This window comes from Archangium lipolyticum (assembly GCF_024623785.1).
GTDB lineage: Bacteria > Myxococcota > Myxococcia > Myxococcales > Myxococcaceae > Archangium > Archangium lipolyticum.
Window position 1 is genome coordinate 75,645 of record NZ_JANKBZ010000021.1, and the last position, 26,943, is coordinate 102,587.

24 protein-coding genes are annotated in these 26,943 nt (G+C 68.2%); 3 read left to right on the forward strand and 21 right to left on the reverse strand.

All coding sequences use genetic code 11. The annotated features are described in order from the left end of the window. The first annotated feature begins 147 nt into the window (after positions 1-147). A complete protein-coding gene (locus NR810_RS34135) occupies positions 148-2,319 on the forward strand; it encodes a S46 family peptidase (RefSeq protein ID WP_257458649.1) in 2,172 nt (723 codons plus the stop codon). Further along, positions 2,319-2,987 carry a hypothetical protein gene (locus NR810_RS34140; protein WP_257458650.1) on the forward strand — a complete coding sequence of 223 codons (669 nt, stop codon included), beginning with the start codon at positions 2,319-2,321 and terminating at the stop codon, positions 2,985-2,987. The genes NR810_RS34135 and NR810_RS34140 overlap by 1 nt, the downstream gene beginning before the upstream one ends. Positions 2,988-3,081: 94 nt before the next feature. Here the strand turns inward: NR810_RS34140 and NR810_RS34145 are convergent, their stop codons facing one another. From NR810_RS34145 to NR810_RS34235, 19 genes are all read right to left on the reverse strand, one after another. Continuing rightward, a complete protein-coding gene (locus NR810_RS34145) occupies positions 3,082-3,591 on the reverse strand; it encodes an RNA polymerase sigma factor (protein WP_257458651.1) in 510 nt (169 codons plus the stop codon). A 116-nt stretch (positions 3,592-3,707) separates the two neighbouring features. Continuing rightward, entirely contained in the window at positions 3,708-5,339 is a 1,632-nt protein-coding gene (locus NR810_RS34150; RefSeq protein ID WP_257458652.1) for a sigma 54-interacting transcriptional regulator, read from the reverse strand. A gap of 73 nt (positions 5,340-5,412) precedes the next feature. Then, a complete protein-coding gene (locus tag NR810_RS34155) occupies positions 5,413-5,847 on the reverse strand; it encodes a hypothetical protein (protein WP_257458653.1) in 435 nt (144 codons plus the stop codon). A gap of 1,498 nt (positions 5,848-7,345) precedes the next feature. Further along, positions 7,346-8,326 (reverse strand): type II secretion system protein GspN, encoded by a 981-nt coding sequence (gene gspN, locus NR810_RS34160; RefSeq protein WP_257458654.1) that lies wholly within the window; start codon positions 8,324-8,326, stop codon positions 7,346-7,348. A gap of 2 nt (positions 8,327-8,328) precedes the next feature. Continuing rightward, positions 8,329-8,886 carry a type II secretion system protein M gene (locus NR810_RS34165; RefSeq protein WP_257458655.1) on the reverse strand — a complete coding sequence of 186 codons (558 nt, stop codon included), beginning with the start codon at positions 8,884-8,886 and terminating at the stop codon, positions 8,329-8,331. A 2-nt stretch (positions 8,887-8,888) separates the two neighbouring features. Next, on the reverse strand, positions 8,889-10,487 hold the full coding sequence (locus tag NR810_RS34170) for a type II secretion system protein GspL (RefSeq protein WP_257458656.1): 1,599 nt from the start codon (positions 10,485-10,487) through the stop codon (positions 8,889-8,891). 3 nt (positions 10,488-10,490) lie between these two features. Continuing rightward, positions 10,491-11,834 (reverse strand): type II secretion system minor pseudopilin, encoded by a 1,344-nt coding sequence (locus NR810_RS34175; protein ID WP_257458657.1) that lies wholly within the window; start codon positions 11,832-11,834, stop codon positions 10,491-10,493. Positions 11,835-11,836: 2 nt separating this feature from the next. Next, positions 11,837-12,508 carry a type II secretion system protein GspJ gene (locus tag NR810_RS34180; RefSeq protein ID WP_257458658.1) on the reverse strand — a complete coding sequence of 224 codons (672 nt, stop codon included), beginning with the start codon at positions 12,506-12,508 and terminating at the stop codon, positions 11,837-11,839. Continuing rightward, positions 12,505-13,335 carry a prepilin-type N-terminal cleavage/methylation domain-containing protein gene (locus NR810_RS34185; RefSeq protein ID WP_257458660.1) on the reverse strand — a complete coding sequence of 277 codons (831 nt, stop codon included), beginning with the start codon at positions 13,333-13,335 and terminating at the stop codon, positions 12,505-12,507. The genes NR810_RS34180 and NR810_RS34185 overlap by 4 nt, the downstream gene beginning before the upstream one ends. Beyond that, on the reverse strand, positions 13,332-14,054 hold the full coding sequence (locus NR810_RS34190; RefSeq protein WP_257458662.1) for a pilus assembly FimT family protein: 723 nt from the start codon (positions 14,052-14,054) through the stop codon (positions 13,332-13,334). The genes NR810_RS34185 and NR810_RS34190 overlap by 4 nt, the downstream gene beginning before the upstream one ends. Beyond that, the gene (locus NR810_RS34195) at positions 14,051-14,536 is read right to left on the reverse strand and encodes a type II secretion system protein GspG (protein ID WP_257458663.1); all 486 of its coding nucleotides are present in this window, start codon (positions 14,534-14,536) and stop codon (positions 14,051-14,053) included. The genes NR810_RS34190 and NR810_RS34195 overlap by 4 nt, the downstream gene beginning before the upstream one ends. A 22-nt stretch (positions 14,537-14,558) precedes the next feature. Then, a complete protein-coding gene (gene gspG / locus NR810_RS34200; protein ID WP_407653867.1) occupies positions 14,559-14,975 on the reverse strand; it encodes a type II secretion system major pseudopilin GspG in 417 nt (138 codons plus the stop codon). Between the two features lie 66 nt (positions 14,976-15,041). After that, the gene (locus tag NR810_RS34205; protein WP_257458665.1) at positions 15,042-15,191 is read right to left on the reverse strand and encodes a hypothetical protein; all 150 of its coding nucleotides are present in this window, start codon (positions 15,189-15,191) and stop codon (positions 15,042-15,044) included. Positions 15,192-15,204: 13 nt separating this feature from the next. Further along, positions 15,205-16,461, reverse strand: coding sequence for a type II secretion system inner membrane protein GspF (gspF, locus tag NR810_RS34210; protein WP_257458666.1), 1,257 nt, complete (start codon positions 16,459-16,461; stop codon positions 15,205-15,207). A gap of 66 nt (positions 16,462-16,527) precedes the next feature. Next, entirely contained in the window at positions 16,528-18,321 is a 1,794-nt protein-coding gene (gene gspE / locus NR810_RS34215) for a type II secretion system ATPase GspE (protein ID WP_257458667.1), read from the reverse strand. Between the two features lie 3 nt (positions 18,322-18,324). Continuing rightward, on the reverse strand, positions 18,325-20,862 hold the full coding sequence (gene gspD / locus NR810_RS34220) for a type II secretion system secretin GspD (RefSeq protein WP_257458668.1): 2,538 nt from the start codon (positions 20,860-20,862) through the stop codon (positions 18,325-18,327). Positions 20,863-20,888: 26 nt separating this feature from the next. Next, on the reverse strand, positions 20,889-21,803 hold the full coding sequence (gene gspC / locus NR810_RS34225; protein WP_257458669.1) for a type II secretion system protein GspC: 915 nt from the start codon (positions 21,801-21,803) through the stop codon (positions 20,889-20,891). Positions 21,804-21,995: 192 nt separating this feature from the next. Beyond that, positions 21,996-23,411, reverse strand: coding sequence for a sigma-54-dependent transcriptional regulator (locus tag NR810_RS34230; protein ID WP_257458670.1), 1,416 nt, complete (start codon positions 23,409-23,411; stop codon positions 21,996-21,998). A gap of 21 nt (positions 23,412-23,432) precedes the next feature. After that, positions 23,433-24,416 carry a ParB/RepB/Spo0J family partition protein gene (locus tag NR810_RS34235; protein WP_257458671.1) on the reverse strand — a complete coding sequence of 328 codons (984 nt, stop codon included), beginning with the start codon at positions 24,414-24,416 and terminating at the stop codon, positions 23,433-23,435. Positions 24,417-24,546: 130 nt separating this feature from the next. Between NR810_RS34235 and NR810_RS34240 the strand changes: the two genes are divergently transcribed. Further along, positions 24,547-24,810: a mersacidin/lichenicidin family type 2 lantibiotic gene (locus NR810_RS34240; RefSeq protein WP_257458672.1), complete on the forward strand. Its 264-nt coding sequence runs from the start codon at positions 24,547-24,549 to the stop codon at positions 24,808-24,810. Positions 24,811-24,866: 56 nt separating this feature from the next. Here NR810_RS34240 and NR810_RS34245 read toward each other — a convergent pair whose 3' ends face one another. Further along, positions 24,867-26,006, reverse strand: a complete 1,140-nt coding sequence (locus tag NR810_RS34245; protein WP_257458673.1) for a methanobactin export MATE transporter MbnM — start codon at positions 26,004-26,006, stop codon at positions 24,867-24,869. A 9-nt stretch (positions 26,007-26,015) separates the two neighbouring features. Further along, entirely contained in the window at positions 26,016-26,873 is an 858-nt protein-coding gene (locus NR810_RS34250) for an MbnP family copper-binding protein (RefSeq protein WP_257458674.1), read from the reverse strand. Between the last annotated feature and the right edge of the window lie 70 nt (positions 26,874-26,943).

The window sequence follows — 26,943 nt, forward strand, 5'->3', positions numbered from 1 at the left end:
ATGGCCGAGGGGGTAGCGAGCGGGACTCCGTGTATGCCCCCTCTCCCTCTGGGAGAGGGCTGGGGTGAGGGTATGTACCCCCGCGCGGACCCTCCGGCCATCCGAGACCATCGCCAGCCGAGCCGAGACGAGATAGGGAAGGGCACCATGAAGAAGACGCTCCTGCTCCTCTCGCTCGTGGCTGCCCCGGCGCTGGCCGGGGAGGGAAAGTGGACCCCCCAGCAGGTCCTCGAGCTCGACCCGGCGTGGCTGAAGGCCCAGGGTCTCCAGGTACCACCGAAGCGGCTGTGGGATCCCAAGCGGGGCACCGGGCTGCTGGCGGGCGCGGTGAACGTGGGCGGCTGCACGGGCGCCTTCATCGCCGAATCGGGCCTGGTCATCACCAACCACCACTGTGCCTTCTCCATCATCCAGGAGCACAGCACGCCGCAGCGCGACCTCCTCACCCAGGGCTTCCTGGCGAAGGGCCGCGAGGAGGAGCTCCCGGGCAAGGGAGCGCGCGTGCAGGTGCCGCGCAGCTTCACGGACGTGACGAAGGAGATGCTGGCGGCGGTCCCGGAGGGCGCGGACGACCTGACGCGGCAGAAGTCGCTGGAGCGCAAGGACAAGGAGCTGGTCGCCGCGTGCGAGAAGCGCCCGGCCACGCGCTGCAGGGTGGCCAGCTTCGACGGCGGGCTGCAGTACGTGCTGATCGACTCGGTGGAGCTGGCGGACGTGCGGCTGGTGTACGCGCCGCCGCGCGCGGTGGGCGAGTATGGCGGAGAGGTGGACAACTGGATGTGGCCGCGCCACACGGGTGACTTCGCCATCATCCGCGCGTACGTGGCGCCGGACGGCTCGGCGGCGCAGTACAGCGCCCAGAACGTGCCCTACAAGGCGGAGTTCTTCTTCCCGCTGGCCACCCAGGGCGTGAAGCCGGACGACTTCGTGATGGTGCTGGGCTACCCCGGCACCACCTTCCGCGCGCTGCTGGCGGACGACATGGCCGAGCGCCAGGCGCGCTTCTACCCGCGCGTCATCGACGTGTACGGCGAGCTCATCCGCATCCTCGAGGAGGAGGGCGCGAAGGACGCCGCGGGGAAGATCGCCGTGGCCTCCAACCTCAAGAGCCTGCACAACCGCTACAAGAACGCGGGCGGACAGCTCGCGGGCCTCAAGCGCGGGCACCTGGTGGAGAAGCAGCGCGCGGCCGAGGCGGCGGTGGTGGCGTGGGCGGAGAAGCGCAAGGAGTCCGCGGGCGCGTTGAAGGCGCGCACGGAGCTGCTGGCGCTGCAGGCCGAGAAGGCGAAGACGTTCGAGCGCGAGTTCCTGCTCGACGTGCTGAAGGGCTCGGCGAAGGGGCCGGCGCTGGCGGTGTCGCTGGCGCGGCTGGCGCAGGAGCGGGCGAAGCCGGACCTGGAGCGCGAGCCCGAGTTCATGGACCGTGAGCTGCCGCGGCTGAAGGACAGGCTGGAGCGCGAGCAGAAGAACTTCTTCGCGCCGGCGGACAAGCGGATGTTCCTCGCGCTGGTGCGGCGGGCACAGGCGCTCGGCGAGAGCGAGCGCATCGCGGCGGTCGACAAGCTCTTCGGCCGGACGTACGCGGAGAAGGAGGTGGCCGCGAAGATCGACGCCCTCTACGCCGCCTCGAAGGTGATGGACCTGGCGGAGCGGCAGAAGATGTCGGGGGAGACGGAGGCGCAGCTCCGGGCGCGGAAGGATCCGCTGCTGGACTTCGGCTTCGACCTGGCGGCGGAGGTGGCGGCGCTGGACGAGCTGAGGGACCGGCGTGCCGGGGCGAGCGCGCGGCTGCTCCCCGAGTGGCGCCGGGCGGTGCTGGCGCACGCGGGCAAGCCGGTGGCGCCGGACGCCAACAGCACGCTGCGGGTGACGTTCGCGAAGGTGAAGGGCTACGCGCCTCGCGACGGGGCCTTCTACACGCCGCAGACGACGCTGGCGGGCGTGATGGAGAAGCACACGGGCGAGGAGCCCTTCGACGTGCCGGACAAGGTGGCCGCCGCGGCCGAGGCGAAGCGCTACGGCCCGTGGGTGGACGCGCGGTTGAAGGACGTGCCGGTGAACTTCCTGGCGGACGCGGACACCACGGGTGGCAACTCGGGCAGCCCCACGGTGAACGGCAAGGGCCAGCTGGTGGGCGTCAATTTCGACCGCGTGTGGGAGAACGTGTCGAACGACTTCGGCTACAACCCGGACGTGGCGCGCAACGTGAACGTGGACGTGCGCTACGTGCTGTGGCTGTTGGATCAGGTGGAGGACGCGGACGCGCTGCTTCGCGAGCTGGGCATCCGCAAGGGCCCCAAGGCCCAGGAGCGCCGCTGATGTCGGACGGAACCGAGGGTGGACCGCCGCCCCTGCCGGTCTTCGGACCGGAGGAGAAGGTGTGCGGCAACTGCAAGCTGTGGGCGGCGCACTCGGTGGATCACCGGGGCTGGGTGGGCGTCTGCCGGTTGCAGTCGGAGCGGGGGTTGTTCCCGCCCTCGGCTCCGTTGTGCAACAAGTTCCTGGCGCGAGGCGTGGCGGCGAAGGCGGCCGGCGAGTCGTCGCGCCACGAGCGCTCGGCGCGGAGCGTGGCGCCGGTGGTGCGGCGGCGGGAGCGGGACCCGAACGAAGTGGTGGATCTGGAAGGGTTGGAGCTGAACATGACGCGCACGGAGTTGATGGAGCTGATCCGGGAGGCGGTGGGCGAGGGCGGTGAGGCGCCCCCCCTGGCCAACAAGTGGGAGGGAGGCACGCTCAAGCTGGTGCCCGGGAAGGCGGACGTGCAGGGGAGGGACATCCCCATCGACGCCTTCTTCCACAAGATCGTGATGGTGCGCGACAAGCTGCGGGTGATGGAGCAGAAGCTCAACGCACACCCGAAGCTGACGGACGCGGAGAAGGTGGAGATGCAGAGCTACATCACGCGCATCTACGGTTCGCTGACGAGCTTCAACCTGCTCTTCCGCGACAAGGACGACCACTTCGTGGGGTCGAAGTCGGAGGACTGAGTCCCCCCATCCCCTCTCCCTTCGGGAGAGGGACGGGGTGAGGGTCTCGAAGCCCGCGGGTTGCATCCCACCGTGAGTCCGACGCTGAGAACCCTCAAGGCTCCTGGCCGCGCTCCTTCATCTCGGCCTGGGCGCGCAGGCGGCCGCGGTGCAAGGCGCTCTTCACGGTGCCTTCAGGGATGCGCAGCATGGAAGCGATCTCCGGGTAGCTGTAGCCACGCATCTCGCGCAGCCACAGCACCTGGCGCTGCTGCTCATTCACCTTGGCCAGGGCCTCCTCGAAGTGGCGCTGCATCTCCGTGCCCACCGCCTGGTTCTCGGGGGAGGCCGGGGCCTCGGGCTCGTGCAGCAGCCGCTCGCGGCGCTTCCGGGCGCGCAGCCAGTTGATGCTGCTGTTCACCATCACACGATGCAACCACGTGGAACACGAGGAGCGACCGTCGAAGCCCGTGGGGCGTTGGGCCAGACGGGTGAAGACGTCCTGCACCACGTCCTCGGCGTCGTCGGCGTCGCCCACGATGCGACGTGCGATGGCCAGTGCCCGTGTGCGGTACAGGCGGTACAGCTCGGCGAAGGGAGGAAGGGCGATGACCGCGGCGTCCATGGTGTATGCCTCCTGGACACCCTCATCGGGTGCCTGAAAGCTGGAACGCACGGGCCTCGAAAAGGATCTAATCGCCCCTGGGGCCGCTCAACGCCGGATTTTCCCGGTTTGGGGTGCTACTCCGCCTCCTCTTCCTGCTTCGTGAGACCCCACTCCTTGAGCCGCTTGAAGAGGGTGGAGCGGGCCACGCCCAGCTCGCGGGCCACGCGCTCGCGGTTGTTGCCGTAGCGGCGGAGGGCGGCCTCGACGATCTGCCGCTCCAACTTGAGGAGCATCTGCTCCAACGTCATGCCCGGAGGCAGCTCTGGCACCGACACCCCCGTCTCGCGGTTCACCTCCTGGTCGAAGGTGAGGTCGGAAGCGTCGATGGAGGCGCCCTTGCGCAGCAGCAGGGCGCGGTGCACCACGTTGCGCAGCTCACGGATGTTGCCGGGCCACGTGTGCTGTTGGAGCCGCTGCACGGCGGCGGGGGTGAGCCGCACCGTCTGGCCCCGAGGCGAGTAGGTGCGCAGGAAGTGCTCGGCCAGGGCCAGCATGTCCCCACGCCGGTTGCGCAGGGGAGGCAGGTGCAGGGGCACCACGCACAGGCGGTAGTACAGGTCCTCGCGGAAGCGGCCCTCGCGGGCGGCGGTCAGCAGGTCGCGGTTGGTGGCGGCCAGCACGCGCACGTCCACGTTCATGGGGCGGCTGGCGCCCACGCGCTTGATCTCCCCGTTCTCCAGGGCACGGAGCAGCTTGGCCTGGAGATCCAACGGAAGCTCGCCGATCTCGTCGAGGAACAGGGTGCCCCCGTCGGCCTCCTCGAAGGCGCCCTTGTGCGCGTTGGCGGCGCCGGTGAACGAGCCCTTCTCGTGGCCGAACAGCTCGCTCTCGATGAGCTCCTTGGAGATGGCGGCGCAGTTGACGGGGATGAAGGGCTTGTCGGCGCGCTGCGAGCACTCATGGAGGGCGCGAGCCACCAGCTCCTTGCCCGTGCCCGACTCGCCGAGGATGGTCACCGCGGCGGAGGAGGGGGCCACCCGCTCGATGAGCTCGGTGAGCTGCCGCACCGATGGGTCGTTGCCGATGATGCCGTGGAAGGACAGCTCCTTGCGGGCCGGAGTGACGGGCTCGAGGATGAGGTCCGTCTCGCCAACGCGCAGGGTGGTGGGCAGACCGACCTGCACCTCGAAGACGCGCACGGAGCCCATCCAGGTGCCGTTGGTGGAGTTGGTATCCACCACGTGGAAGTGGCCATCGCGCCGCGTCACCTTGAGGTGGCGGCTGGAGATGAAGGGATCCTGGATGACGAGATCGCAGGCTGGATCCTTGCCCACGGTGAAGCTGTCACCACCGAGCTTGTGGACGGTCTCGTTGGAGCCCTGCTTGATGCGCACCTGTGCGGGCTGCCAGCGCGAAGCGGAGTCGCGGGGCTGCAACTCGGTGCGGGAGCCGACCTCGGTGGGGCCCTCGGACTGGCCGCTGCCATGGAGCCGGAAGATGGCGCGCCACTGACCGAGCGCGATGTCCGAGCCGTCCGCGAGCTCGCCCTTGCGCATGGAGGCACCAGCCACCTGGGTGCCCTTACCCGACAGGTCCTCCAGATTGCAGCGCTCGCCATCGAAGGTGAGGGCCACCTGCTGCCGGCTCACCTCGGGGTCGGGAATGACGACGTCGCTCTTCTCGCCGCGACCGAGCACCATGCGCTCGCGTCCCAGACCGACCCGCAGCACCTCCTCACCTCGACGAAAGAACACCAGCTCTGGCATCGAGCCTCCCTGAAAAGTCGTGGGGCTCTCCTAACCCGTGGCGTGTCCCCCACGCAACTCCCAAACATGATTTTCAGGGTAGGGTGATTTCCTCCAACCAGGAGAGTAACCACGCGACCTCGTCACGAGCACGCGCTTCCTCCATCTCTTCTCGCAGGGAGGGGAGGGGCCACCTTTCGAGCGCGGCCTTGTCCGAGGCCATCGCGGAGGTGCTCAGCCCGTCTTGGCGTGCATGGGTCTCCGCCTGTCCGCAAGAGTCTCTCAGGTCATTGGCTCCGGCGTCCATCAGTAGCAGGCCTACCGAGCGTTCCAGGTAGCTGGAGGTCGCGGTGAGGCGACTGCCCATGCGCCAGAGCATGCGCCCCATCCATCGGCGCTCGTCCTCGGAGAGCCGCTCGCGGGTTGCTTCGGCTCGCCGGAGCAGCAGGAGCGCGCTGCTCGTGCCGGTGGCTCGCTCCACGACCAGGGAGGCGCGAGCGCCTGGGGTCGAGAGTCCTGTCTGTCGCAAGTGGTCTCGTGCCTGTTGGAAGGTCCGCGGGTAGGAGGTCCCCGTCCAGACGGGGAGGACCGATATCTCATCGAGCGAGGCGAGTTCTCGCGGGGAAAGAGGTGACCCCGCTTGCGTACCTGCCAGGAGCAGCGTCAAGCGAGGCTGCATGGATGGGGTAGAGACCTCCACGAGCCGGGCAAGCCGCTGGCGCAAGATGGGGAGGGCTTCCTGTCGGAGCGTCGGCGGAAGCGAGTCTTGACCCAGCATCTCGAATACCGCGGTGAGCAGGGCGGGCTCCTCCATCGTGGGAACCTGCTCGAGCAACCAACGTGCGCGTTCCTCGGAGAGTTGGAGGGATGCGAGTGCGAGGGTGAGCCGGATGGGAGAGGAGGAAGTCTGGCGCCATGCAGCTTCCTCTTCGTTGAGAGCTTCGGGAGAAGGGGAGTCCGCGTCTGGCAGCAAGGAGTCCTGCCGCAAGTTGGGGCGGCCCAGTTCAATCCATGCCTCGCGGAATGCTCGTTCCCAACCAGACGAGCGGGCCTGTTGGCGTGACACCAGCAGCTTCTCCAGGAGCTTTGGCTCCGGACGTTCCGGGGCTACGGCTTTCAGCTTGTCGATGACCTCCTGAGCCTCCGGGAGGTTGTTTTCCTCCAGTGCGATGCACGCGAGGACGAGGAGTGCTGACGCGTCGTTGGGCGCGCCCGACAATGACGCCAGGATTTCCTTCCTGGCGAGATCCACGTTGCCCGAAACGAGGGCCTGGGCGGCGCGTTGGGAGGGAGTCGCGGTCTGGTGTGGGGTGGACCGCGGAGCCCGATGTTCCCGTGCGGCCCTTGCATTCTGGGAGATCCAGACACTCGCGATGGCCGCCACCGAGACGATGAGACCACAGGCCCAGAGTACCTTCCGGCGAGCGGCGCGCTCTCCATTGAGGTCAGGGCCAGGACCCTGTGAAGGCGGCGTGCGGTCCTTCATCGTTCGCTACCCCCCGTCGAGTCATCAAGAGTTCAACCCGCGCGGTGGAGACTTCCAATACAACGTGGGGAGCGCCGTGTTCTTGACCGACACTTCATCCGAAGAACCCGGTTCCGAGTGTCGATAAACGAACGGCTGACAATCACCAGGGACTCATCCAATGGAGAGTGATGGACGAATCATCCGGGAGTTGCTGCCAATGCTTCGGGCTATGTACGCCTGATGCCACCCGGGGGGCATGCGAGACGCTCTTTACCGAGGCCTTCGGGCGGAACTGCCCATGGCCTGTCTTCGAGCGCACCCTGCGGCGGGTCCAGAGGTTGGGCTACTCACATTCCGAGCGCCGTTACCACGTCGCATGCCTCTACGCGCAGTGGTGTCGCTGGCACCCGGAACACGACGACCGTGGGGCTCGCCGCATGTTGGATGAGGCCGAGCAGCGCATCCGTCGCCTCCCTCGCGACCACTGGCGTCGCAAGGGGCTGTTGAAGAAACTTTCGGAGCTCCGGGCCCGGACCGGTTTCCAGTCCGGGCCGGGGGCCTAGCGCATCTGCGGGCGCGGCGGGCCGAAGTTGGGCCGGTTGAAGAAGCCGGACAGGTGTGCCACGCGGAACTTCGGATCCGTCTTGTCCGTGGGCAGCATGGACAGGCCCGCGCCCAGCAGACCCAGCCGCTTCACGAACTCCGGCTCGGCGCGCAGCTTGAAGTCCATGTCCGGCTGGCTCACGTCCAGCCGCTGGCCCAGCTTCACCGTGCCCGAACCCTGCACCTCCAGGTCCTCGCTCTTGGCCTGCAGCGCCTCCACCGTGGCCAGGCCCTTCTCGATGCGGATGCGCCCGTCGATGTCCCCCAGCGCGATCTTCGGCAGGTCCATGGGCGTGGGCTGGCCGTACATGGGCACGGTGATGGTGCCGCCCTGGATGAGCAGCTCCTTCGTGTCCAGGGTGAGCTGGCCGTTGGCCTGGCTCAGGTCCGGCTGGCCTCGCGTCTTCGGCAGGGTGAGGGTGAGCGCGCCATTCAGCTTGCCCGTCAGGTCCATCCCGCTGAAGCCCTTGAGGTTCCCCTTCGAGGTGTCCAGGTCCGACAGCTTCACCGCCACCTGCACGTCACCCAGCACGCCCACGTTGCCGCTGACGCTGCCGCCCATCAGGTCCAGGTGGAAGGCCGCCCCCAGCGGTAGCAGCGCGGGCCGCACCGCCGCGGACTCCAGGGTGAGCGGCTCTCCCAGCTCCTCGGGGCCGGGCATCATGCCCGCGCCGCTGGCGAGCATGCTGTGCAGCTCGGGCGTCATCCCATTGGGCACCTTGCTGATGCGCACGTTGGTGGCCGTCAGCCCGCGCAGCCCCGGCCGCAGCGAGCCGATGCGCAGCGCGTAGCCCGCGTCCGCCGCCGCGTCCACGGCGCGCCGCCGCAACGTGTCGTACGGGAAGGTGATGAACAGACACACGAAGAAGGCCACGAGCGAGAACGCTCCGTAGCCCAGTCCGAGTTTCCAGCGGGCGGTCTTGGTCTCAGCGGCCATGGTCATTGCTTCAGCTTGTAGGTGGAGACGGTCGTCCACGCCGTCAGGTTCTCGGAAGCGGCGTGCGGCTCCAGGCGCAGGCTCTTCACCTTCACCACGCCCGGTCCGCTCTCCACCGATGACAGGAAGTCGTGCAGCTTGCGCAGGTCCACGTCGGTGAACGTCAGCTCCACCGAGCTCTCGATGATCTGCCCATCACCGATGCCCACGTCGTTCTTGGGCGTCATGTTGGGCACCGTCAGTCCCGCCCGGGTGGCCTTGTCCTCGATGTAGCTCATCAGCCGCACGTCGCTGGCGGTGAGCTGCTGCTCGATGGCCTGCCGCGCCTGGGTGGCCTGCTGGTAGCTGGCCGCCAGCGTCTGCACCTCGCGCAGCTTCGCCATCTTCTGGTCCGTGCGCTTGCGGTAGCTGGCCGCGCTGTTGGAGAAGGAGAACAGGATGACGAACAGCACGAAGGCCAGCACCGCGCCTCCGGACGCCAGCACCATCTGGCGCTCCCGGTTGGTCAGCCGCTCGAACCAGGCCCGGGCGTCGTTGAGGAGTCCTCGAATCTTTTCCATGTCTAGCTCTCCCCTCCCTGGACCTGCTCGGGGCACTGCACCTGGATGTCCAGGCGGAACGTCACCTTGTTGCCGTCCCGGGTCTTCTCCACCTTGCCCTCCTTCACTTCCTTGAAGCAGCGGTGGCCCTTGAGCGCGGTGGCGATGGTGTCGATCTGCTTGGAGCTGTCCGTCTCCCCGCGCACGCTGATGCGCTCGAGGTCGATGTCGATGCGGTCGAACGTCACCGGCACGTCCGCGGGCACCCGCTGCGTCATCTCCGCCAGCAGGTTGACGGCCGACAGCTTCGGCAGCGCCGCGGCGGGGCTCTCCACGCCCTTGAGCCGGTTGAGCGCGAGGTCATAGTTCTTCTCGCACGCGCCGAGGATGTTCTTGGTGACGTCGCACAGCACGGCGTCCACCTGGGCCTCGCGCCGCGCCAGCACCGAGTTGCGCACCACGCCGCTGGCGATGAGCAGCAGCAGCAGGGTGGCGGCGAACGAGGCGAGCAGCCCCACCTTGTCCTTCACGTAGTCGTAGTCGCCCTTGAAGGCGAACTCGCCCCGGCGCAGGTTGAAGCGCGGCGCCTTGGCGCCCGTGGCCTGGCCGCGCAGCGCGAGCGAGTAGGCCTGCATCACCGCCGGCTGCTCCGAGGCGGGCACCGCGGCGGAGGCCTCTCGCGGCAGTGCCAGCACGCGCGTGGGCAGCCCCAGGTCCTTGCCCAGCTGCTCGGCCAGGCCCGGCATGCGCGCGGTGCCTCCGCACAGCAGCACGGCGCCCACCTGACGGCGGGTGCGCGCGGTGAAGGACTTGAAGGACGGACGCAGCTCGCGCAGCACCGGCTGCAGGCCACGCACGAAGGCCGCCGCGGCGCGCTCCCCATCCGGCCCCTGGGCCTGGGCCGCGCTCGCCAGCGCTCCGTGCGACTCCTTCCAGTGGTGCGCCTCCGGCAGCGGCGTCTGGAACTCGGCGGCCAGCGCGCGGCTGAGCCCCTGTCCACCACCGGCGAAGGTGCGCGCGAACTCCACGCCCACCCCGGGCCGGCCGATGGCCAGCGTCGTGCGCTCGTGGCCGATGTCCACGATGGCCACCGTCTCCGATTCCAGGTCCGCCAGGAGGCTCGCCTGCTGCAGCAGCATGTTCTGGTAGGTGATGCCCGGGTGCGTCACCACGCGCGGATCCACCCCCGCCTCGTTCAGCACCCCGAGCAGCGTCGCGAGCTCCTCGCGCCGCACCACGCCCACCAGCAGCTCGCTGCCCTTGTCCTTCACCTGCGTGGCCACCTGGTAGTCGAAGACGGCCTCGCCCAGGTCGAACGGAATCTGGCTCTCCACCTCGAAGGGGATGGTGGCTTCGATCCGCTTGGGGTCGGTGAAGGGCAGGGAGAGCTGGTGCGTGGCCAGCGACTGGCCGGGCAGCGACACCACCACCTGATCCACGTGCTGCATCTCGGGGTGCGCCAGCAGCTCGCGCAGGGCCGCGCGCAGCGTCTCCTGACGCTCACCCTCGGGAGCGCGGCGCACCTCGGCCCAGGCCTTCACGGCCGAGCTCCGCGTGCTCGCGTCGAGCAGCAACCCCTTCACGGAGTGGCTGCCCAGGTCCAGACCAAGAATCCGGGCCATTCGTTATTCCTCTCTCCAATACAGGAGCTTGCCAAGTCCGTCGTCGAGCTTGATCACGGCGCTGATGGTCTTCTGGACCGAGCCCGCTTCTCCGACGGACTTGATGCTGAAAGTGGTGCTCTTGTCGCCGAGCAGGCGGTTGCCGGCCACGTTCGCCTTGAGCGCCGGGTTGACGGCGATGCCCGCGCCCTCGATGGCCGTCACGAAGTCCGCCACGCTCGTGCCGAAGAAGCTGAAGGCACGCGCCGCGCGGATGCGGCTGATGAGCTCCTGGACGAAGACCGGGTCCTTCAGCCGCGGGTCCGGCCGGGCAGGGTCCGCCGCCGACAGGATGGCCATGTACATCATCAGCGGGTCATCCGTGTTGACGTTGGGCTTGGAGTTGACGTCCGGGTACACCGTGAGCCGGTCCCGGAAGGCGGCCATGAAGCGGTCGTTCACCCCGTACACCCGGTACAGCTCGTCCATGCTGTCGAAGCGCGCGTTCTTCGGCTGGTAGCGCGGATCGAAGCGGCTGTAGGGCCCACCCTCGTCCGAGAAGCCGCTGGAGAGCGGGTTGACGGAATCGTTGAGGTTGAGGGCCGACTGCACCTGGTCCTCGTCCACCCAGTCCTTGAGGGCGATGATCACGTCCTGCGGCGAGACGCGCACGCCATTGGCGTCCTCTCGCGAGAACAGGAACTCGAAGCGCTTGTCCCCGAGCAGGTCCATCAACCGCATGGCGGTGGGGAGCGCGTCACCGCTGCCCGCGTTGAGGCGGTGCAGGTTGAGCTTCTCCTCCTCGTCGGAGATGGTGGCCAGGAAGCAGCCGTTGAAGCCGCCGAAGGAGCGCCTCTCCGGCCCCAGCGCGATTTCGGGTTCCGCCTTCTCGTCGTCCTCGTGGAGCGTGGGCCGGTCGGAGGACTCCTCGCTCGCGCCCTCTGCCTCCGCGCCACCGCCCGCCACCATGCCCTTGAGCATGTGGCAATCCACGCGCGCCAGCTTCCACAGCTGGATGTTCAGCGAGGATGCCGGCTGCTGGCCGCCGGGCGGCGTGCCGCCACCGAGCAGGCTGCCCGCGATGGCCCCGAGATTCGGGATGGGCGTCTGATCCACCTGCTTCTGGAAGCGCAGCAGCAGGCGCGAGAGCGCCACGCCCGAGCGCGCCATGTACGTGGCCTGCAGCTCGTCGCGCTGGTTGGACGCCAGCTGGAGGTCCACGCGCGTGTTGTAGGCGAACTCCGTGGCCACGACGGTCAGCAGGGTGATGGCCACCACCGCGATGATGAGCGCCACGCCGCGCTCACGGCGGTCCTTGCGGGCATCCCGGCGGGCTCGCGGGGCCTTCTCGTGCTCGGGGCTCGTCATGGTCAGTACCTGGGCAGCTCCGTGTTGAGCATCACACGGGTCTGGGTGGTGTAGCGGACTTCCTTGTTGGTCTCGTCGAGCGCCACCACGGTGATGCGCACGCGCGTGGGCAGCTTGGACTTGTGCTCCACCCGGCGGGTGTCCCACTCGTCCACCCACTCCTTGCGGTCGGCGTCCCAGTAGGAGAGCTCGAGCTGCTTCACGCCCTCGAAGAGGACATCCGTCGTTCCACCGCGATCCATCCGGTCCTCAACATTCGGATTCACGCGTCGCATCAGGTCCTGACGGCTGCCGGCCCCTCGTTCCGTGGACGACTGGACGAAGTACTCCACGATCGCCTGATCGGACTCCTTGGCGTCCGTGTACATGCGCTGGTGCGCGAAGGTGGTGAAAAGCAGCCGGTCCTCCTCACCCACGAAGTTGGTGGGCCGGTCGTTCTGGTCGCGGTAGCGCCGGGCGTCGTAGCGGTCGCTCACGAAGGCGGAGCCGATCTCCCGCGCCATGCGGTTCATGGCCACCCGCACCTCGCGGTAGTGATCGGCCTCTCCCTCGACCACTTCCTTGGCGTGGAAGCCCGTCTGGAAGGCCATGCCCACCATCGCCCCCATGAGGGCGGTGATGGCCACGGCGATCATGACCTCCATCAACGTGAAGCCACGTGCCGAGCGCCTCATCGCGTCATCCCTCCGCCGGGGACCATGCCGCCGCCACCGCCGCGCTGCTGGAGCCAGTCGCTGCGCTTCATCAACGGCTGACCCGTCGTCGGATCCATCATCTGTCCGTTGGGGCCGGGCACGGGGTTGGGCACGATGAAGCCGGTGCCCGGATTCACCCACTGGTTGTTCATCTCGCCGGGCTGCCGGCCCTGCTGGGACGTGAAGGCGCTGCTGCCATTGCGGTCCGAGCCGGGGCCCAGCGACACCACGTGCGTGACGACATCCAGGCTCTCCACCTGCGTGCCCTCGCGCCAGTAGACGGTGAGGTGCACCTCGCGCACCGTCTGGGTGATCTGCTGCACCATCTGGGTGAACATGGGCTGGGCCATGCCCATCGCCGCGCCCGCCATGGGGTTGGTGGTGGTCTGCGAGGGGCCGCTCTTGCCATCCTTGCCCCCGCCCCCGCCGAACATGGAGGCCAGGCCGCTCAGGTCCCCGCCCTCGCCGATGGGCAGGTTGAAGATGGCGCCGATGAGCTGATCCGGCGACACATTCTCGGTGTTCGGGGCGATGATCTTCGCCCGCCACTTGAAGTTGTCCCAGCCCTCCTGGGAGAAGTCGCCTGACTCCTCCTTGTCATCGAGGGAGAAGCCATCGTCGTAGAGTTCCTGCTCCAGGTCCGTCATCTTCGAGCGGGCCAGGAGCGTGGCCACGGTGAGCTTCTTGGCGTAGGCGTGGTTGGCTATCGCGCCGGAGTTGATGTCGAAGATGGCCATGAGCGCCAGCGCCAGGATGGCGAGCGCCACCACCGTCTCCAACAGGGTGAAGCCACGGGTGTGTCTCATGACCGGGGCACCTCCAGCGCCTCGCCCACGATCTCGACCTTGCCGGTCAGGGGCGAGACGGCGAGCGTCCAGACGTTGTCACCCTGGCGCACGTAGACATGGGCCTTCTCCGTGTAACCCTGGGGGAAGAAGTAGAGGTAGGCGGCGCCCTTCTCGACGGCCTCGCGCTGGTGGCGCGTCCACACGGAGACGGTGACGTCCGAGGGCAGCTCGCGCGGCTTGATCTCCTCGGCGGTGAAGTCGGAGAAGCGGGCGGCGTTCTCCACGCGGCTCTCCTCCTGCGCGAGGATCTCATCCAGGCCGGGCTCTTCATCGCTGTCGCGCGCGTAGTTGCGGCGCGTGTCGGAGCCGCCCCGGTTGCGCTTCGCGTCCTCCCGCTCACGGGTCTCGTCGCGCAGCATCGTGTCCCGGTCGCGCGCGGTGGTGACGTTCCCCGCGGCGCACTCGGCGCGGTAGCGCGTGGGCTCCTCTTCCTCGGCCTTCGGATCCGCCAGCTCGAAGACGAGCCGGCACGTCTTTCCGGTGAGCGCGGCGGTGTCGTACAGCGAGCGGATGGTGCCAGCCAGCTCGGCGGCGGACGCCTTGGCCTTGGCGCCGGTGATGGAGCCGATGGACAGGGTGACGGCGGCGAAGAGCACCGCGGCGATGCCCAGCGCGATGGACACCTCGATGAGGGTGAAGCCGCGCTCCCGCGCCCTGCTCCGGGCGAGCCCGTTCATGGCTGGCCTCCTCGTGCCGCCTCCTGCTGCTGCTCGGGCGTGCCCAGGATGGCGTTGTTCAGCACGCCCCCGCTGATGAGGTCCGAGTCGTCCCCGGAGCCGCCGGGCAGGCCGTCCGCGCCATAGGACAGGACGTAGCCCTTCCCACCATCCATCCGGTACTGGTACGGGCGCCCCCAGGGATCCGCGGGCATCTCCTTGAGCAGGCCCACCTGGACGAGCGGATAGAAGTTCTCCGCCTGGGAGGGGAAGCGCCCGGTGATGCGGTGGTAGGACTTGAAGTAGCCCTCCAGCCCGCGGATCTCCGCGCGCGTCTGACGCTGCAGCGGACTGAGCGTCTCGTCGAAGGTGAGGCTGGCGATGCCGAAGGCGCCCGCCGTGGCCGCGAGGATGACCCCGGCGACGAGGAGCCGCCCCACGTGGGACGGACGCGCCGTCGCTTCGGTCTGCTGCTGCGTGGGGGCGTGCTCTGAGGTCGTCATGGGGTCCTCTCGCGTTTCCTTGCTACTTCTGGGCCGCGCCGTCGCGCGAGGAGATGTCCGAGTCGGGACCCTCGCCGCCCTGCGTGCCGTCGGCACCGTAGGACACGATGACGGGCTTGCCGCCCTCGTTCATGTACACGTACTCGTTGCCCCAGGGATCGGTGGGGACGCGCTCCAGGTTGTTCGTGTCCACGAGCGCCTTCAGGCCGGTGCCCGTGTCGGGGTACTTGCCCTTCTTCGTGTAGTAGAGCTTGAGGGCCTGCTGGATGTTGCCGATGTCCAGCCGGGCCGTGTCCTGCTTGGCCTCGTCCAGCTTCGGAATCACCGCCACGCCCACCGCGGCCATGATGAGACCCAGGATGGTGATCACCACCATGATCTCGATGAGGGTCATGCCGCGCTCGCGGCGGCGCTGCTGCTTCGTCTTCTTGTCGCTCATGTCTTTCCTCATGTGACTTTTCGGCAAGGCGCCGGGAGGTTGGGAAGTCGTTCCTGTCAAAATGTCCTAGGGCTGCGTCGCGCTGCTGGTGGCCGCCGTGCCGGCCTCGGAGTTGGAGGAGTACAGCGCCACCCCCACGGTCAGCAGCGTCGCCGTCAGGGCGAGCAGCGCAGCCAGGGTGACGCGCTGGATCCACCGGTCGAGCGTGTCGTTCATCGTGAAGCCTCCGTCACCGGATGGCCGAGTTCACCTGCAGAATCGGCATCAGGACCGAGAAGGCCACGAATGCAATGATTACGCCCATGAACACGGTGAGGATGGGCTCGAGCATGGAGGTGAGGGCGCCGATGCGCACGTTCACCTGGTTCTCGTAGCTGTCCGCCACCGACAACAGCATGTCCTCCAGCTGTCCGGAGCGCTCGCCAATGGAGACCATGTGGTAGACGAGCGGGGGGAACTCGCCCGAGCGCTTGAGGGGCGCGGCGATGCTCTCACCCTCGCGGACGGCGTCGCGGGCCTTCTCCACCACGTCGGAGAGCACCGAGTTGGTGATGACCGCCTTGGTGATGTCCATGGCCGTCAGCAGGGGCACGCCGCTCTTGAGGAGCGTGGCGAGCGTGCGGGCGAAGCGCGAGATGGCCAGCAGGCGCAGCAGGCTGCCGAAGATGGGCGCCTTGAGGGCGAAGCGGTCCCACACGGGCCGGCCCTTGGGGCTGCGGAAGTACGTCGTCAGCGAGAAGGCGATGAGCCCGATGAGCGGGAAGATGATGAACCACCAGTCCCGCAGGAAGTTGCTGCCCCAGATGAGGATGCGGGTGGTGATGGGCAGGGTGGCCTTCATCGTGGTGAAGATCTTCGTGACCTTCGGGATGACGACCACCATCAGCATGGTGAGGATGCCCGCGCCCACCAGCATCATGATGGCGGGGTAGGTCATCGTGCCGATGATCTTCTGCTGCAGCTTGGACTGGCTCTCGGTGAAGTCCGCCAGGCGCAGGAGCACCGTGTCGAGCGCGCCCGAGTGCTCGCCCGCGCGAATCATGTTCACGTAGAGCGAGCCGAACACCTTCTGGTGCACCGCGAGCGCGTCCGCCAGGGACGAGCCCTCGTTCACGCGGCTCTTCACCTCGGAGAGGATGAGCTTGAGCTTCTCCTTCTCCACCTGGTCGACCAGCGCGCTGAGCGACTCCACCAGGGTGACGCCCGCGCCCAGCAGGGTGGCGAGCTGGCGGGTGGTGATGGCGATGTCGTCCGTGGTGATGCGGCCGCGCGCCATCTTGCCGAAGTTCACCTCGCGGTCGGCCTGGGCCGCGTTGGCGCCCTTGCGCACGCCGGCACGGCCGCCCTCGGCCTGACCGATGACCTCCGTCAGGAACTTGCCGTCCTTGCGCAGCTGGGAGCGCAGCGTCTTGGGCGAATCCGCCTCAAGCATTCCGCGGATGGATTTTCCGGCCTGATCCAGGGCCTTGTACTCGAAGACTGGCATGGTGGCTCGCGCAGTAAAACCACACCCCGCGCCACTCCCTTCCGGGAGGGCCGGGGCGGGTGTTCTTTAGAGATCCTCCTGGGTGATGCTGAGGACCTCGGCGATGGTGGTCTCCCCCAGGGCGATCTTCCGGGCGCCGTCGTCCAGCAGCGTCTTCATGCCGTTGGCGATGGCGGCCTTCTTGATGGTGGAGGCGTCCACGTTCTTGAGGGCCAGCTGGCGCACCGTCTCGTCCACGAGCAGCAGCTCGTAGATACCGGTACGGCCGCGGTAGCCATTCTGGCCGCAGGAGGGGCAGCCGGTGGCCTTGTAGATCTTCTCCACCCCGTAGCGCTCCTTGAGCGTCGCGCGGGTGAGGGTGATCTCCTTGAGCTCCTCGTCGGTGGGCGTGTACTGCACCCGGCAGTCCGGGCACACGCGGCGCACCAGACGCTGGGCGAGGATGGCCGTGAGCGAGGAGGCCACGAGGAAGGGCTCCACGCCCATGTCCACCAGACGGGTGACGGCGCTGGCCGCGTCGTTGGTGTGCACCGTGGAGAACACCAGGTGGCCCGTCAGCGACGCCTGGATGGCGATTTCCGCCGTCTCCTTGTCGCGGATTTCGCCCACCATGATGACGTCCGGGTCCTGACGCAGGAAGGAGCGCAGGCCCTGGGCGAAGGTGAGGCCGATCTTCGGGCTGATGGCCATCTGGCCGATGCCCTTGAGCTGGTACTCGACCGGGTCCTCGACGGTGAGGATGTTGAGGTCCGGGGTGTTGATGCGCGAGAGCGCGCCGTAGAGCGTGGTCGTCTTGCCGCTACCGGTGGGGCCCGTCACCAGGACGATGCCGTGCGGACGGCGGATGACGTGCTCCATGCCCTCGAGCGTGTGGGCGGCCATGCCCAGCTCGGTCAGGTCCAGCAGCGTGGTGTTCTTGTCCAGCAAGCGCATGACGATGCGCTCGCCGAAGGTGGTGGGGATGGTGGACAGACGGATGTCGATGTCGCGGCCGGCCAGCTTGATGCGGATGCGGCCGTCCTGCGGCAGGCGCTTCTCCGCGATGTTCAGCTGCCCCATGACCTTCACGCGGCTGACGATGGCGCTCTGGTAGCGCTTGGGCGGCTTGATGATCTCCTGCAGCACGCCGTCCACGCGGAAGCGCACCATGAGCTCGCGCTCCATGGGCTCGATGTGGATGTCGCTGGCGCGCTCCTTGGCGGCGCGGAAGAGCACGGAGTTGACGAGCCGGATGATGGGGGCCTCGTCGCCCTCGGCATCGAGGATGTCCTTGGGCTCGTCCAACTCGTGGGCGAGCGAGTCCAGGTCCGTCGCCTCCAGCTCGTCCACCAGCTGCTCGGCCTCGTTGGTGGCACGGTCATAGACGCTGTTGATGGCGTCCACGATGGTGGAGGCGAGCGCGATGCGCGGGTGGACGTTCTGCCCCAGCAGCATGCGGGCATGGTCCAGCACGGTGGTGTCCAGCGGATCCGCGACGGCCAGGGCCACCGCGTCCCCGTCCATGGACAGGGGGAGGATGCGCGCCTGCTTGGCGAAGTTGATGGGCACCCGCTTGATGAGCTCCGCGTCCACCTCCTCCAGGAAGATGCGCGCGAGGTAGGGCAGATCCAGCTGGAGGCCGAGCGCCTTGGCCACGTCCTCCTCGCCGATGGCCTTGATGCCCACCAGGATCTCCCCCAGCCGGCCGCCCTTCTCGGCCTGCAACTGGAGCGCCTCCTGGAGCTTGTCCTCCGTGAGGCCACAGGTGTGGCGGAGGATCTCCCCCAGCGGCCGGCCGCACAGGTAGGCGGGACCGTGGGCGACGACCTGGGTGGCGGTGTCGGCGGGCTTGGCGAGCGGGGCGTCAGCGAGCAGGCTCATGGTCTATCTCTCGTTCCCCGTATCCGGCTGGATGCGCAGACGCTCCTGATCCTCCGAGGGAGGCGCAGGCGGAGGTTGCACGGGGGGCTCCTCCGACGGCACTGGGGATACGGAACCCTCCTGCGGGGACTGGACTTCCCCGGCCCGGGTGGACGCCGAGCCGGCGGACGAGGGGCTGGCGGGCGCCTGGGCGCCCTCGGGCCGGATGACGCGCTCGCCCGGCAGACCGGGGCCGCCGTTCTCCACCTTGCTCTGCTCCTTGTACAGCACCTGGCGCATGCGGCTCAGGGGCCCCGCCTTGCGGGTGAAATCCACCGGCACGTCGTAGCCAGCCACCTGCCCGTAGAACTGCTCCACGAACTGCTGCCGCTCGGCCATCTTGCGCTCGAAGATGCGCCGGAAGTCCGACTGCTCGCGGATGATGTAGGGCGTGAGGAAGAGCAGCAGGTTCGTCTTCGTCTTGCGGGTGGTGTTGTCCCGGAAGAGGTGGCCGAGCAGGGGGATGTCACCCAGGATGGGCACCTTGACGACGGACTCGATGGTGCGGTCCTGCATGATGCCGCCGATGACCACCGTCTCCTGATCCTTCGCCACCACCGTCGTCTTGGCGCTGCGCTTGGCGGTGGTGGGACCGAGCACCTGGTCCGTGGAGGCGATCTCCTCGGTCTGCTCGGTGATGGTCATGCGGATGAAGTCGCTCTCGTTGATCTGCGGCTTGACGGTGAGCTTGAGCTCCACGTTCTGGCGGGTGATGGGGGCGTAGAGGCTGCCCAGGCCGCCCAGGGCGCCCAGCAGCGAGGGGGAGACGCCGCCGGCGCCCGCGCCGCCGGTGATGTTGCTGCCCAGCGAGGTGGGCGTGAAGCCCGACTGGAAGGGCACGTTCTGGCCCACGGTGATCTCCGCCTCCTCGTTGTCGCTGGTGAGGATGTGCGGGGTGGAGAGCACGTTGGCGTCCGAGCTCTGCTGCATGGCCTGCAGCACCACGCCGAAGGCGGGGATGTCGATGCCCAGGTCCTTCAGCTGGGGGATGACGGGGCCCTGGATGCCGGCGAGGAAGCCGCCGAAGCTGGCCAGGCTGGCCAGCGAGAAGGAGGGGGGCGCGCCGCTGGTGTTGTACTTGGTGCCGATGATGCCCGAGCCCTGGCCGAGCGGCGTGCTCAACGAGTAGCCGGTGTGGAGGTTGAGCCCGAAGCGGTTGCTGCGGTCCAGGTTGACCTCCATGATGACCGCCTCGACGAACACCTGGCGGCGCGGCTTGTCCAGCTGCCGGATGACCCGGACGAGGCTGCGGTAGTCGCTCTGGCTGGCGATGATGACGAGCGAGTTGGTGCCCTTGTCCGCGGAGATCTTCACCTCACCGGCGAAGAGCTCGGCGGCGCCGGTGCCGCCACGGGGCCCGCCCGGGGTGGGCGGAGCCGGGATGGGGGTGCGCGGCCGGTTGGTGCTGCCCTGCGACAGCGTCTGCAGCGTGCTGGCCATCTCCTCCGCGTTGGCGTTCTCCAGCGCGTAGACGTTGATGCGCTCGGTGCCGGCGGTGGGGATGTCCAGCTCGCGCACCAGGCTCTGGATGCGCTCGAAGGCGGCGGGGCTGGCCACGACGATGAGCTTGTTGGTGCGCTCGTCGGGGATGATCTGCGAGAAGGTCACCGGGCCGTTGGAGGCGCCCTCGGCTCCGGCAGGAGGCACGCCCTCCATCCCGGGAGCGGCCTGTCCGGGCATCACCGCGGGGGCGCCGCGCTGGCCGGGGCGGCCAGGGCTACCCTTCTGCTCGAAGAGCTTCTGCACCGTGGCGGCGACGTCCTGGGCGGTGGCGTACTGCACCGGGATGATGCGCACCTCGTCACTGGCCGCGCGCGAGTCGAGCTGGTCGATGAGGCGCTCGAGGCGGTGCACGTTGGAGCCCACGTCGTTGATGATGATGATGTCCGGCGGGTACGGGATGGTGTCGCCGTCCTTGGACACCAGCTGCTGCAGCACGCCGCGGAGGGGCTCCACCTCCACGTTCTTGATGCGGAACAGCTTGGTGATCATCTGCTCGTTGGTGGTGTAGCTCGCGTCCGGGTCCACCAGCGTGGGGATGGGGTTCTGCTTGGCGGCGCGCTTGTCGACGATCTTCAGGAAGCGCCCGTGCTGGTAGACGGACAGGCCGTTGGCGTCGAGCGCCGCGAGGAAGGCGGCGTAGAACTGGTCCGCGTCCACCTCCACCCGCCCGTTCTCCGGGCCGATGATGGAGATCTTCCCGCGCACGTTCTCCGGGAGGATGAAGGTGCGGCAGGTGGCGTCCGACACCGTCTGCACCAGCTTCTCGATGTCCACCTTGTCGAAGTAGATGCCGTAGCGGGCGCGGCGGCGCACCTCCTCGCAGGTGGGCGTGGGCCGCACGGTGGCGCTGCCGGCCTCGGGGCCGGTGGGGTTCTGCGGGGCGATCTGCCGATCGCCAGTATCTCCGGCGGGAGGCGGGCCAGGGCGGCGCTGCGCCAGCGCGGGCATGCTGCTCAGCCCGAGGCACAGCAGGAGCAACCAGGACGGAAGCGTCTTCATGGAGGGGCGGGGTACGGCGGGTGGTGTTAGCGGATGGTGTAGTTCTTGCGGATGCTCGAGCCATTGCGCTCCAGCTCGATCTCGATCCGCGAGGCTTCCTTCAGCTTGGTGTAGACCTCGAGGGCCTTCTCCGGGCTGTTGAGCTCGAAGCCGTTGATGCGCTTGATGACGTCGCCGTTCTGGACGCCGATCTTCGAGTAGATGGAGTCCGGGCGGATGGAGAAGAGCTTGAAGCCCTGGGCCTGGCCGTCCTTGAAGGCCGGCACGATGCGCGCCTGCATGGCCACGTCGTTGAGGTTGGCCAGGGTGCGGTCGATCTCCGTGCGAGGCACCTCGTAGTCGTTCTCGCCGAGGGCCTTGATGCCGTTGCCCATGCCGTTGCCAGGAGGCGGCTGCACGGGCGTGGTGACGGGCGGGGTATAGGAGGCCACGGGCGCGGCGCCATCACCGGGCTGGCCGTCGATGAACTCCTTGCGGCCGTTGTTGAGGATGATGACGCGCTCGCGCTCGATGTCGATCACCTCGGCGCCCTGGATGCGGTCGCCCACCATGTAGGTGGTGGAGCGCTGGTTGTTCATGTCCTGCACCGAGGCCACGGACCACAGCTTGTCGCTGGCCACCAGGGTGCCCAGCAGCTTCACCCGCAGGCCGCTCTTCACCGGAGCGGCGTTGGGATCCACCACGGGCGTGGTGGGCTCGGAGACGAGCGGCTCGGGCTCGGGCACGGCCACGCCGGTCAGGTCGGACATGCGCTTGAGATCCAGCGACGCCAACATCTCCGGGGGCTTCATCTTGTGCGGTGCCGACGACACCTGGCCTGACGGCAGCGGGGTGAGGGCGGACTCCACGAACAGGTTCACCGTGCGCGCCGCCAGCAGGGCGACGAGCAGGATGAAGACCAGGTTCACGGTCCAGAAATACTTGCGGAAGAAGAGTTCCATCACGCGTCCAGAAAAGGCCTGCTCGGGATTGAGCAAGTGGGGTGCCATCCACGGCGGGGAGCGGGCAGCCCGAGCCTTACAGCCAAGTGCTTGAAATCATTCCGGAATAACCCAGGCCGTCCGGAGCAGGAGCCGGGGCCGCGGCGGCGTGGGACAAAATGTCAGCGGCTGGGCGGATGGCATGACGGGCTGTCACTCGGCCGGGTTGGAGCCGGGACCCTCGTCACCCCCGGTACCGGGGGGGCCGGACGCCTCGCGCTCCAGCTTCCGGTAGATGGTGCGGGCGGCGATGCCCAGCAGACGGGCGGCCAGCGTCTTGTCCCCCTTGGTGTGCCGCAGGGTCTCGTGGATCACCCGGCGCTCGATCTCCTCCATGGGCGTGCCGATGGGGATGACGAGTTGTCCGGCCGAGCCCAGGGGGCCCTTGCGCACCGCTTCGGGGAGATCCGCCACCTCCAACACGTCGCTCTTGGCGAGCACCACCGCCCGCTCCACGGCGTGCTCCAGCTCTCGCACGTTGCCCGGCCAGGCGTAGTTCTCCAGGACGCTCACCGCGTCGGGGGAGAAGCCCCGCAGGGCCTTGCCGTTCTTGGCGGCGAAGCGGCGGAGGAAGGCATCGGCCAGCAGCGGGATGTCCTCCCGGCGCGAGGCGAGCGCCGGGACGCGCACCTCCACCACGTTCAGGCGGTAATAGAGATCCTCACGGAAGCGGCCCTCGGCCACCTCGCGCTGCAGGTCCTTGTTGGTGGCGGCGACGATGCGGACATCCACCTTGACCGTCTGGGTGCCGCCCAGCCGCTCCAACTCTCCCTCCTGAAGCACACGGAGGAGCTTCACCTGGGCGGACAGCGGCATCTCGCCCACCTCGTCCAGGAAGAGGGTGCCGCCGCTGGCGCGCTCGAAGCGGCCCTCGCGGCGGGCCACCGCGCCGGTGAAGGCGCCGCGTTCCACGCCGAAGAGCTCCGCCTCGAGGATGCTCTCCGGGAGGGCGCCGCAGTTGATGGCGACGAAGGGGCCCCTGGCGCGGTTGGACTGCTCGTGCAGGGCGCGGGCGGCCAGCTCCTTGCCGGTGCCGGACTCGCCCAGCAGCAACACCGTGGCGGTGGAGGGCGCCGCCTGACGCAGGGTGTCCATCATCGCCCGGAAGGCGGGGGACTGGCCCACCATGGCGCGCCCACCGGCGTTGCCCATCTCCGCCAGCTTCGCCTTGAGGACGCGGTTCTCCGCGGCCAGCTCGTGCCGCTCCAGCGCCTTTTGCACCGACTTCACCAGCGAGTGGCGCTTGAGGGGCTTGGTGATGAAGTCGTAGGCCCCGTCCTTCATGGCGGCCACGGCCGTCTCCACCGTGCCGTAGGCCGTCATCAGCACCACCTCCACGTCCGGCCGGATGGTGCGCGAGGCCTTGAGCAGCTCCTGCCCGTCCATGCCCGGCATCATCAGATCCGTCACCATCACGCTCACCTCGGGCCGGCGCAGCAGCTCCAGGGCCTCGGTGCCGTTGCTGGCGGTGAGCGTCTCCAGGCCCTCGCGTTGGAAGATGCGGGCGACGGAGTCCAGGTTGGCCCGATCGTCATCGACGACCAGGACGGTGGTCGGGGGGGTGGTCATGGTGCTGGCGCCTTGCAATCCCTATTCCTCATCCTCGGCCAGCAGGGGTCCACTCATGCGGCCGAGGTCCTCGCGGTTCACCTTGTCCAGGTTGAACCGCCGGGCGCTGGAGATCATCCGGGACACGGTGGGGTCGAACTCGGCGGTACCTTCCTTCTTGAAGCGCAGGAAGTTGATACGGGCCACGACGAAGTTCTTGAGGTAGGGGCTCTGCAGGCCGCGCTCCTTGAGGGAGGAGACCACGCTGGCCACGGCGTCATCCAGCTCCAGGAGCTTGTCGGCGCGGGCCTCGCGCACCCGGAGGGCGTCGGCCAGGGGCAGCTCCAGGAAGGACTCCACGCGCTTGATGAAGGGGTTGTAGGCGCCCCCGGAGAAGCGCGGCCGCTTCTCGTAGGCGGCCCCGAGTGTGAGGAAGGCGGGCTCCTCGAAGAGGTGGGCGAACTCGGACTCGCGCCCGGCGCGCGCCCCGGTGAGGCCCCGGTGCATGCGGATGACCTCGAGCGAGCGCTCCTTCAGGTTGTGCGCCTTCTCCGTGTTGAGGGCGAGGATCTGATACGCCACATCCTCGTCGGGCAGCACCAGGGCCATGATGGACTTGCCGCCGAGGAGCTTCGAGGCATGGAGCCGGTGGTTGCCGTTGGGCGTCCAGTACCGGCCCTCCTTGCGGATGGCGATGATGGGATCCAGGAAGCGATCCAACCGCTCCATGGCGCCCGCCAGCCGCTTCACATGGGGCTCGGAGATGTCGCGCTGGTACGGGGTGGGCTCCACCTTGTCGATGGGGAGCGCGGCGAACACCACCGTGTGCCCGCCCAGAGGATCCCTGTAGACGCTCAGCACCTCGCCGCCATCCTCCGAGATGCCCTGGATGAGCTCGGGAGATGGCATGTAGGACTCACTCGCCACCTGCGCGGGAGTGAGACCTCGGGAGGCGGGCTCGGCCTTCTTCCTGCGGGGCCGGCGGGTCGTGGTGGTGGTGGTCTTGCGCGCTGCCTTCGTTGCCATGGACGTCCCCCTCGTCAGGAGGCGGGGACTCTATGCCAGCCGGGCTTCGGGTCACATCCCGGATTGGGACCGTCTGACTTCATGGACCCCTCCCGACCCAGGGAGGGCCTTGAACATCGGAGCCACCGCCATGAAGAAGGAAATGATCGTCCGGGCCTGGAAGGACCCCTCGTTCCGCGCCAGCCTCTCCGCCGAGGAGCGCGCATCCCTCCCCGAGAGCCCCTCCGGAGCGCCCCTGTCCGAGCTGGATGAGACCGAGCTGGGCCGGATCATCGGTGGGGCGTTGGCGAACAAGAAGACGGTGACCCTCCCTCCGGGCACGGGCTGTACCGACGACCACCCCACCTGCGGCATCATCAACTGCTCGTTCACGAAGGCGGAGGACGCCTTCTGAGCGCATGAGCGCGTACGCACCGGTGGGGCTCGGCCCGCCGCCGAGCCCCGGCCGTGTCACTCCCCGCCGAAGGGGTCGCTGAACCTCGGATCGTTCACGAAGTCCATGTCGGTGAGGCTCTCCAGGAAGGCGATGAGGTCGGCGCGCTCCTGGGCGTTCAGCTCGAAGGGGCGCACCAGCGGGTTCTTCAGCGGGCTCGATCGGCCGTCTCCCACGAAGGGGCCGATCGTCACGTCGCGCCCACCGGCCATGTAGAGGTCCAACACCTCCTCGAGGGTGGCCACGCTGCCGTCGTGCATGTAGGGCGCCGTGAGGGCCACGTTGCGCAGGCCCGGCACGCGGAAGCGCCCCATGTCGCGCGGGTCGCGGGTGAACTCGAAGAGGCCGGTGTTGTTCCCCGGGTAGGCGCCCTGCCCATCCACGTTGTAGAGGCCCGTGTTCTGGAAGTCCAACTGCACGTGCTTCGTGTCCTTCGAGCGGAAGGAGTTCGTCAGGTCCGGCCCGCTGTGACAGTGGTAGCACTCGGCGCGCTCGGAGAAGAACAGGTCCATGCCCCGCTTCGCGGCGTCGGACAGCGCATCCAGGTCGCCCTGGAGGTAGCGGTCAAAGGGCGAGTTGCCCGAGATCAACGTGCGCTGGAAGGACGCGAGCGCCTTCACCACGTTGTCCTGACGGATGGGCTCCTCGTCGTCCGGGAAGGCCTCGCGGAACAGGGTGGGGTAGCGCGCGTCCTCGCGCAACCGTTGGAGCACCTCGTCCAGGTGTCCGCTCACGCCCAGCTCCACGGGCACCTCGCCGAAGAGCGGCACCAGCGCCTGCTTTTCCAACGTATCGAGCACGGGGTTGACCCAGGTGTACGTGGCGAGCCAGGCCACGTTGGCCAGGCCCGGGGAGTTGCGCGCCACGTGCTGACCCGTGGAGCCGGTGGGCGTCACCTTGCCATCGCTGAAGGCCTGCTTCTGCTCGTGGCAGCTCCCGCAGGACATGGTGCCGTTGCCGGACAGGCGCTTGTCGTAGAAGAGGTAGCGGCCCAGCGTCACCTTCTCCTCGGACATGGGGTTGTCCGCGGGGACGAAGGGCTCGGCGAAGCCCGGTGGCAGTTGCCAGGCGTAGGGCTTCTTCTCTTCTCCACAGGCGGACAGGAGCAGCACCGCCAGCACCGCGGTGCTCCACGATGAGAGGGGTCGGGATGGCATGTGCTCACCTCACCGGACGCGGATGAACGAGGCGGGCACGGCCTGCGCGGTGCCATCCGCCGCCAGCCCCACCTGCGCGAAGAGCGCCGGACATTCGGGGTCGGTCGTGGACGACATGCAGCCGGTGACGAAGTCCGTCTTGTGATCGATGGCGCGGTCGAGGTCCGTGTCGGCGAAGAGGGCCGCTAGGTCGAGCACCACCTGGTTGTGCTCGGGATGGAAGCCGCTCAGGGCCACCGTCGCCTGATTGGAGGCGGCGCAGCTGTAGCCTTCGGCCGTGTTGCCCGTGCAGCCGGACGCACCCAGGTGGAAGGAGAACTCGGGGTTCTTGCCCGTGCTCACGTCCAGGTGCAGGAACTTGTAGCCGCCCGTCCAGCCCCACGACATGCCCATGTTGTTGAGCGGGGGGGGCGCCGTGGTGGTGTTCAGGTGGTTCAGTTCCTCGGGCACCCCCACCTTGAACTCCAGGCCGGTGTAGTCCTCGAAGTCCGGAGCATGGCCCACCACCTCGAAGCGCGTCGCGGGGGTGCCGGTCTCACAGGTGCCCGTGCGATCCTCGAAGTCGAGCATCGCGATGGCCTTGTGTTGCCACGTCCCGTCCTGGTCCAACGCGAGCGCGTGCTTCTCCCCATTGGCACGCACGAGCGTGATGTCCCTCACGAACAGCTTGAAGTCCATGAGCCTCACCGTGGTGCCCGTCTTCCCGATGCCCGGGTAGCTCGCGTCGCAGCGCAGCGCCTGCTCGCCCACCTGGGGGCTGAACCTCACGGAGAACTTCTTCCCGGCGGATTCGCCTCCACAGGCCTGGAGGAGCGCGAGCATGGGAAGCATCAGGACCGCGGGGAGGGACTTCTTCAGGACCTTCATCGTGCACCTCGGGAACGTGCTGGAGGTCTCCAGCTCCGGAAGTGCCGTCAGCGATAGCAGGGGAGGCGCC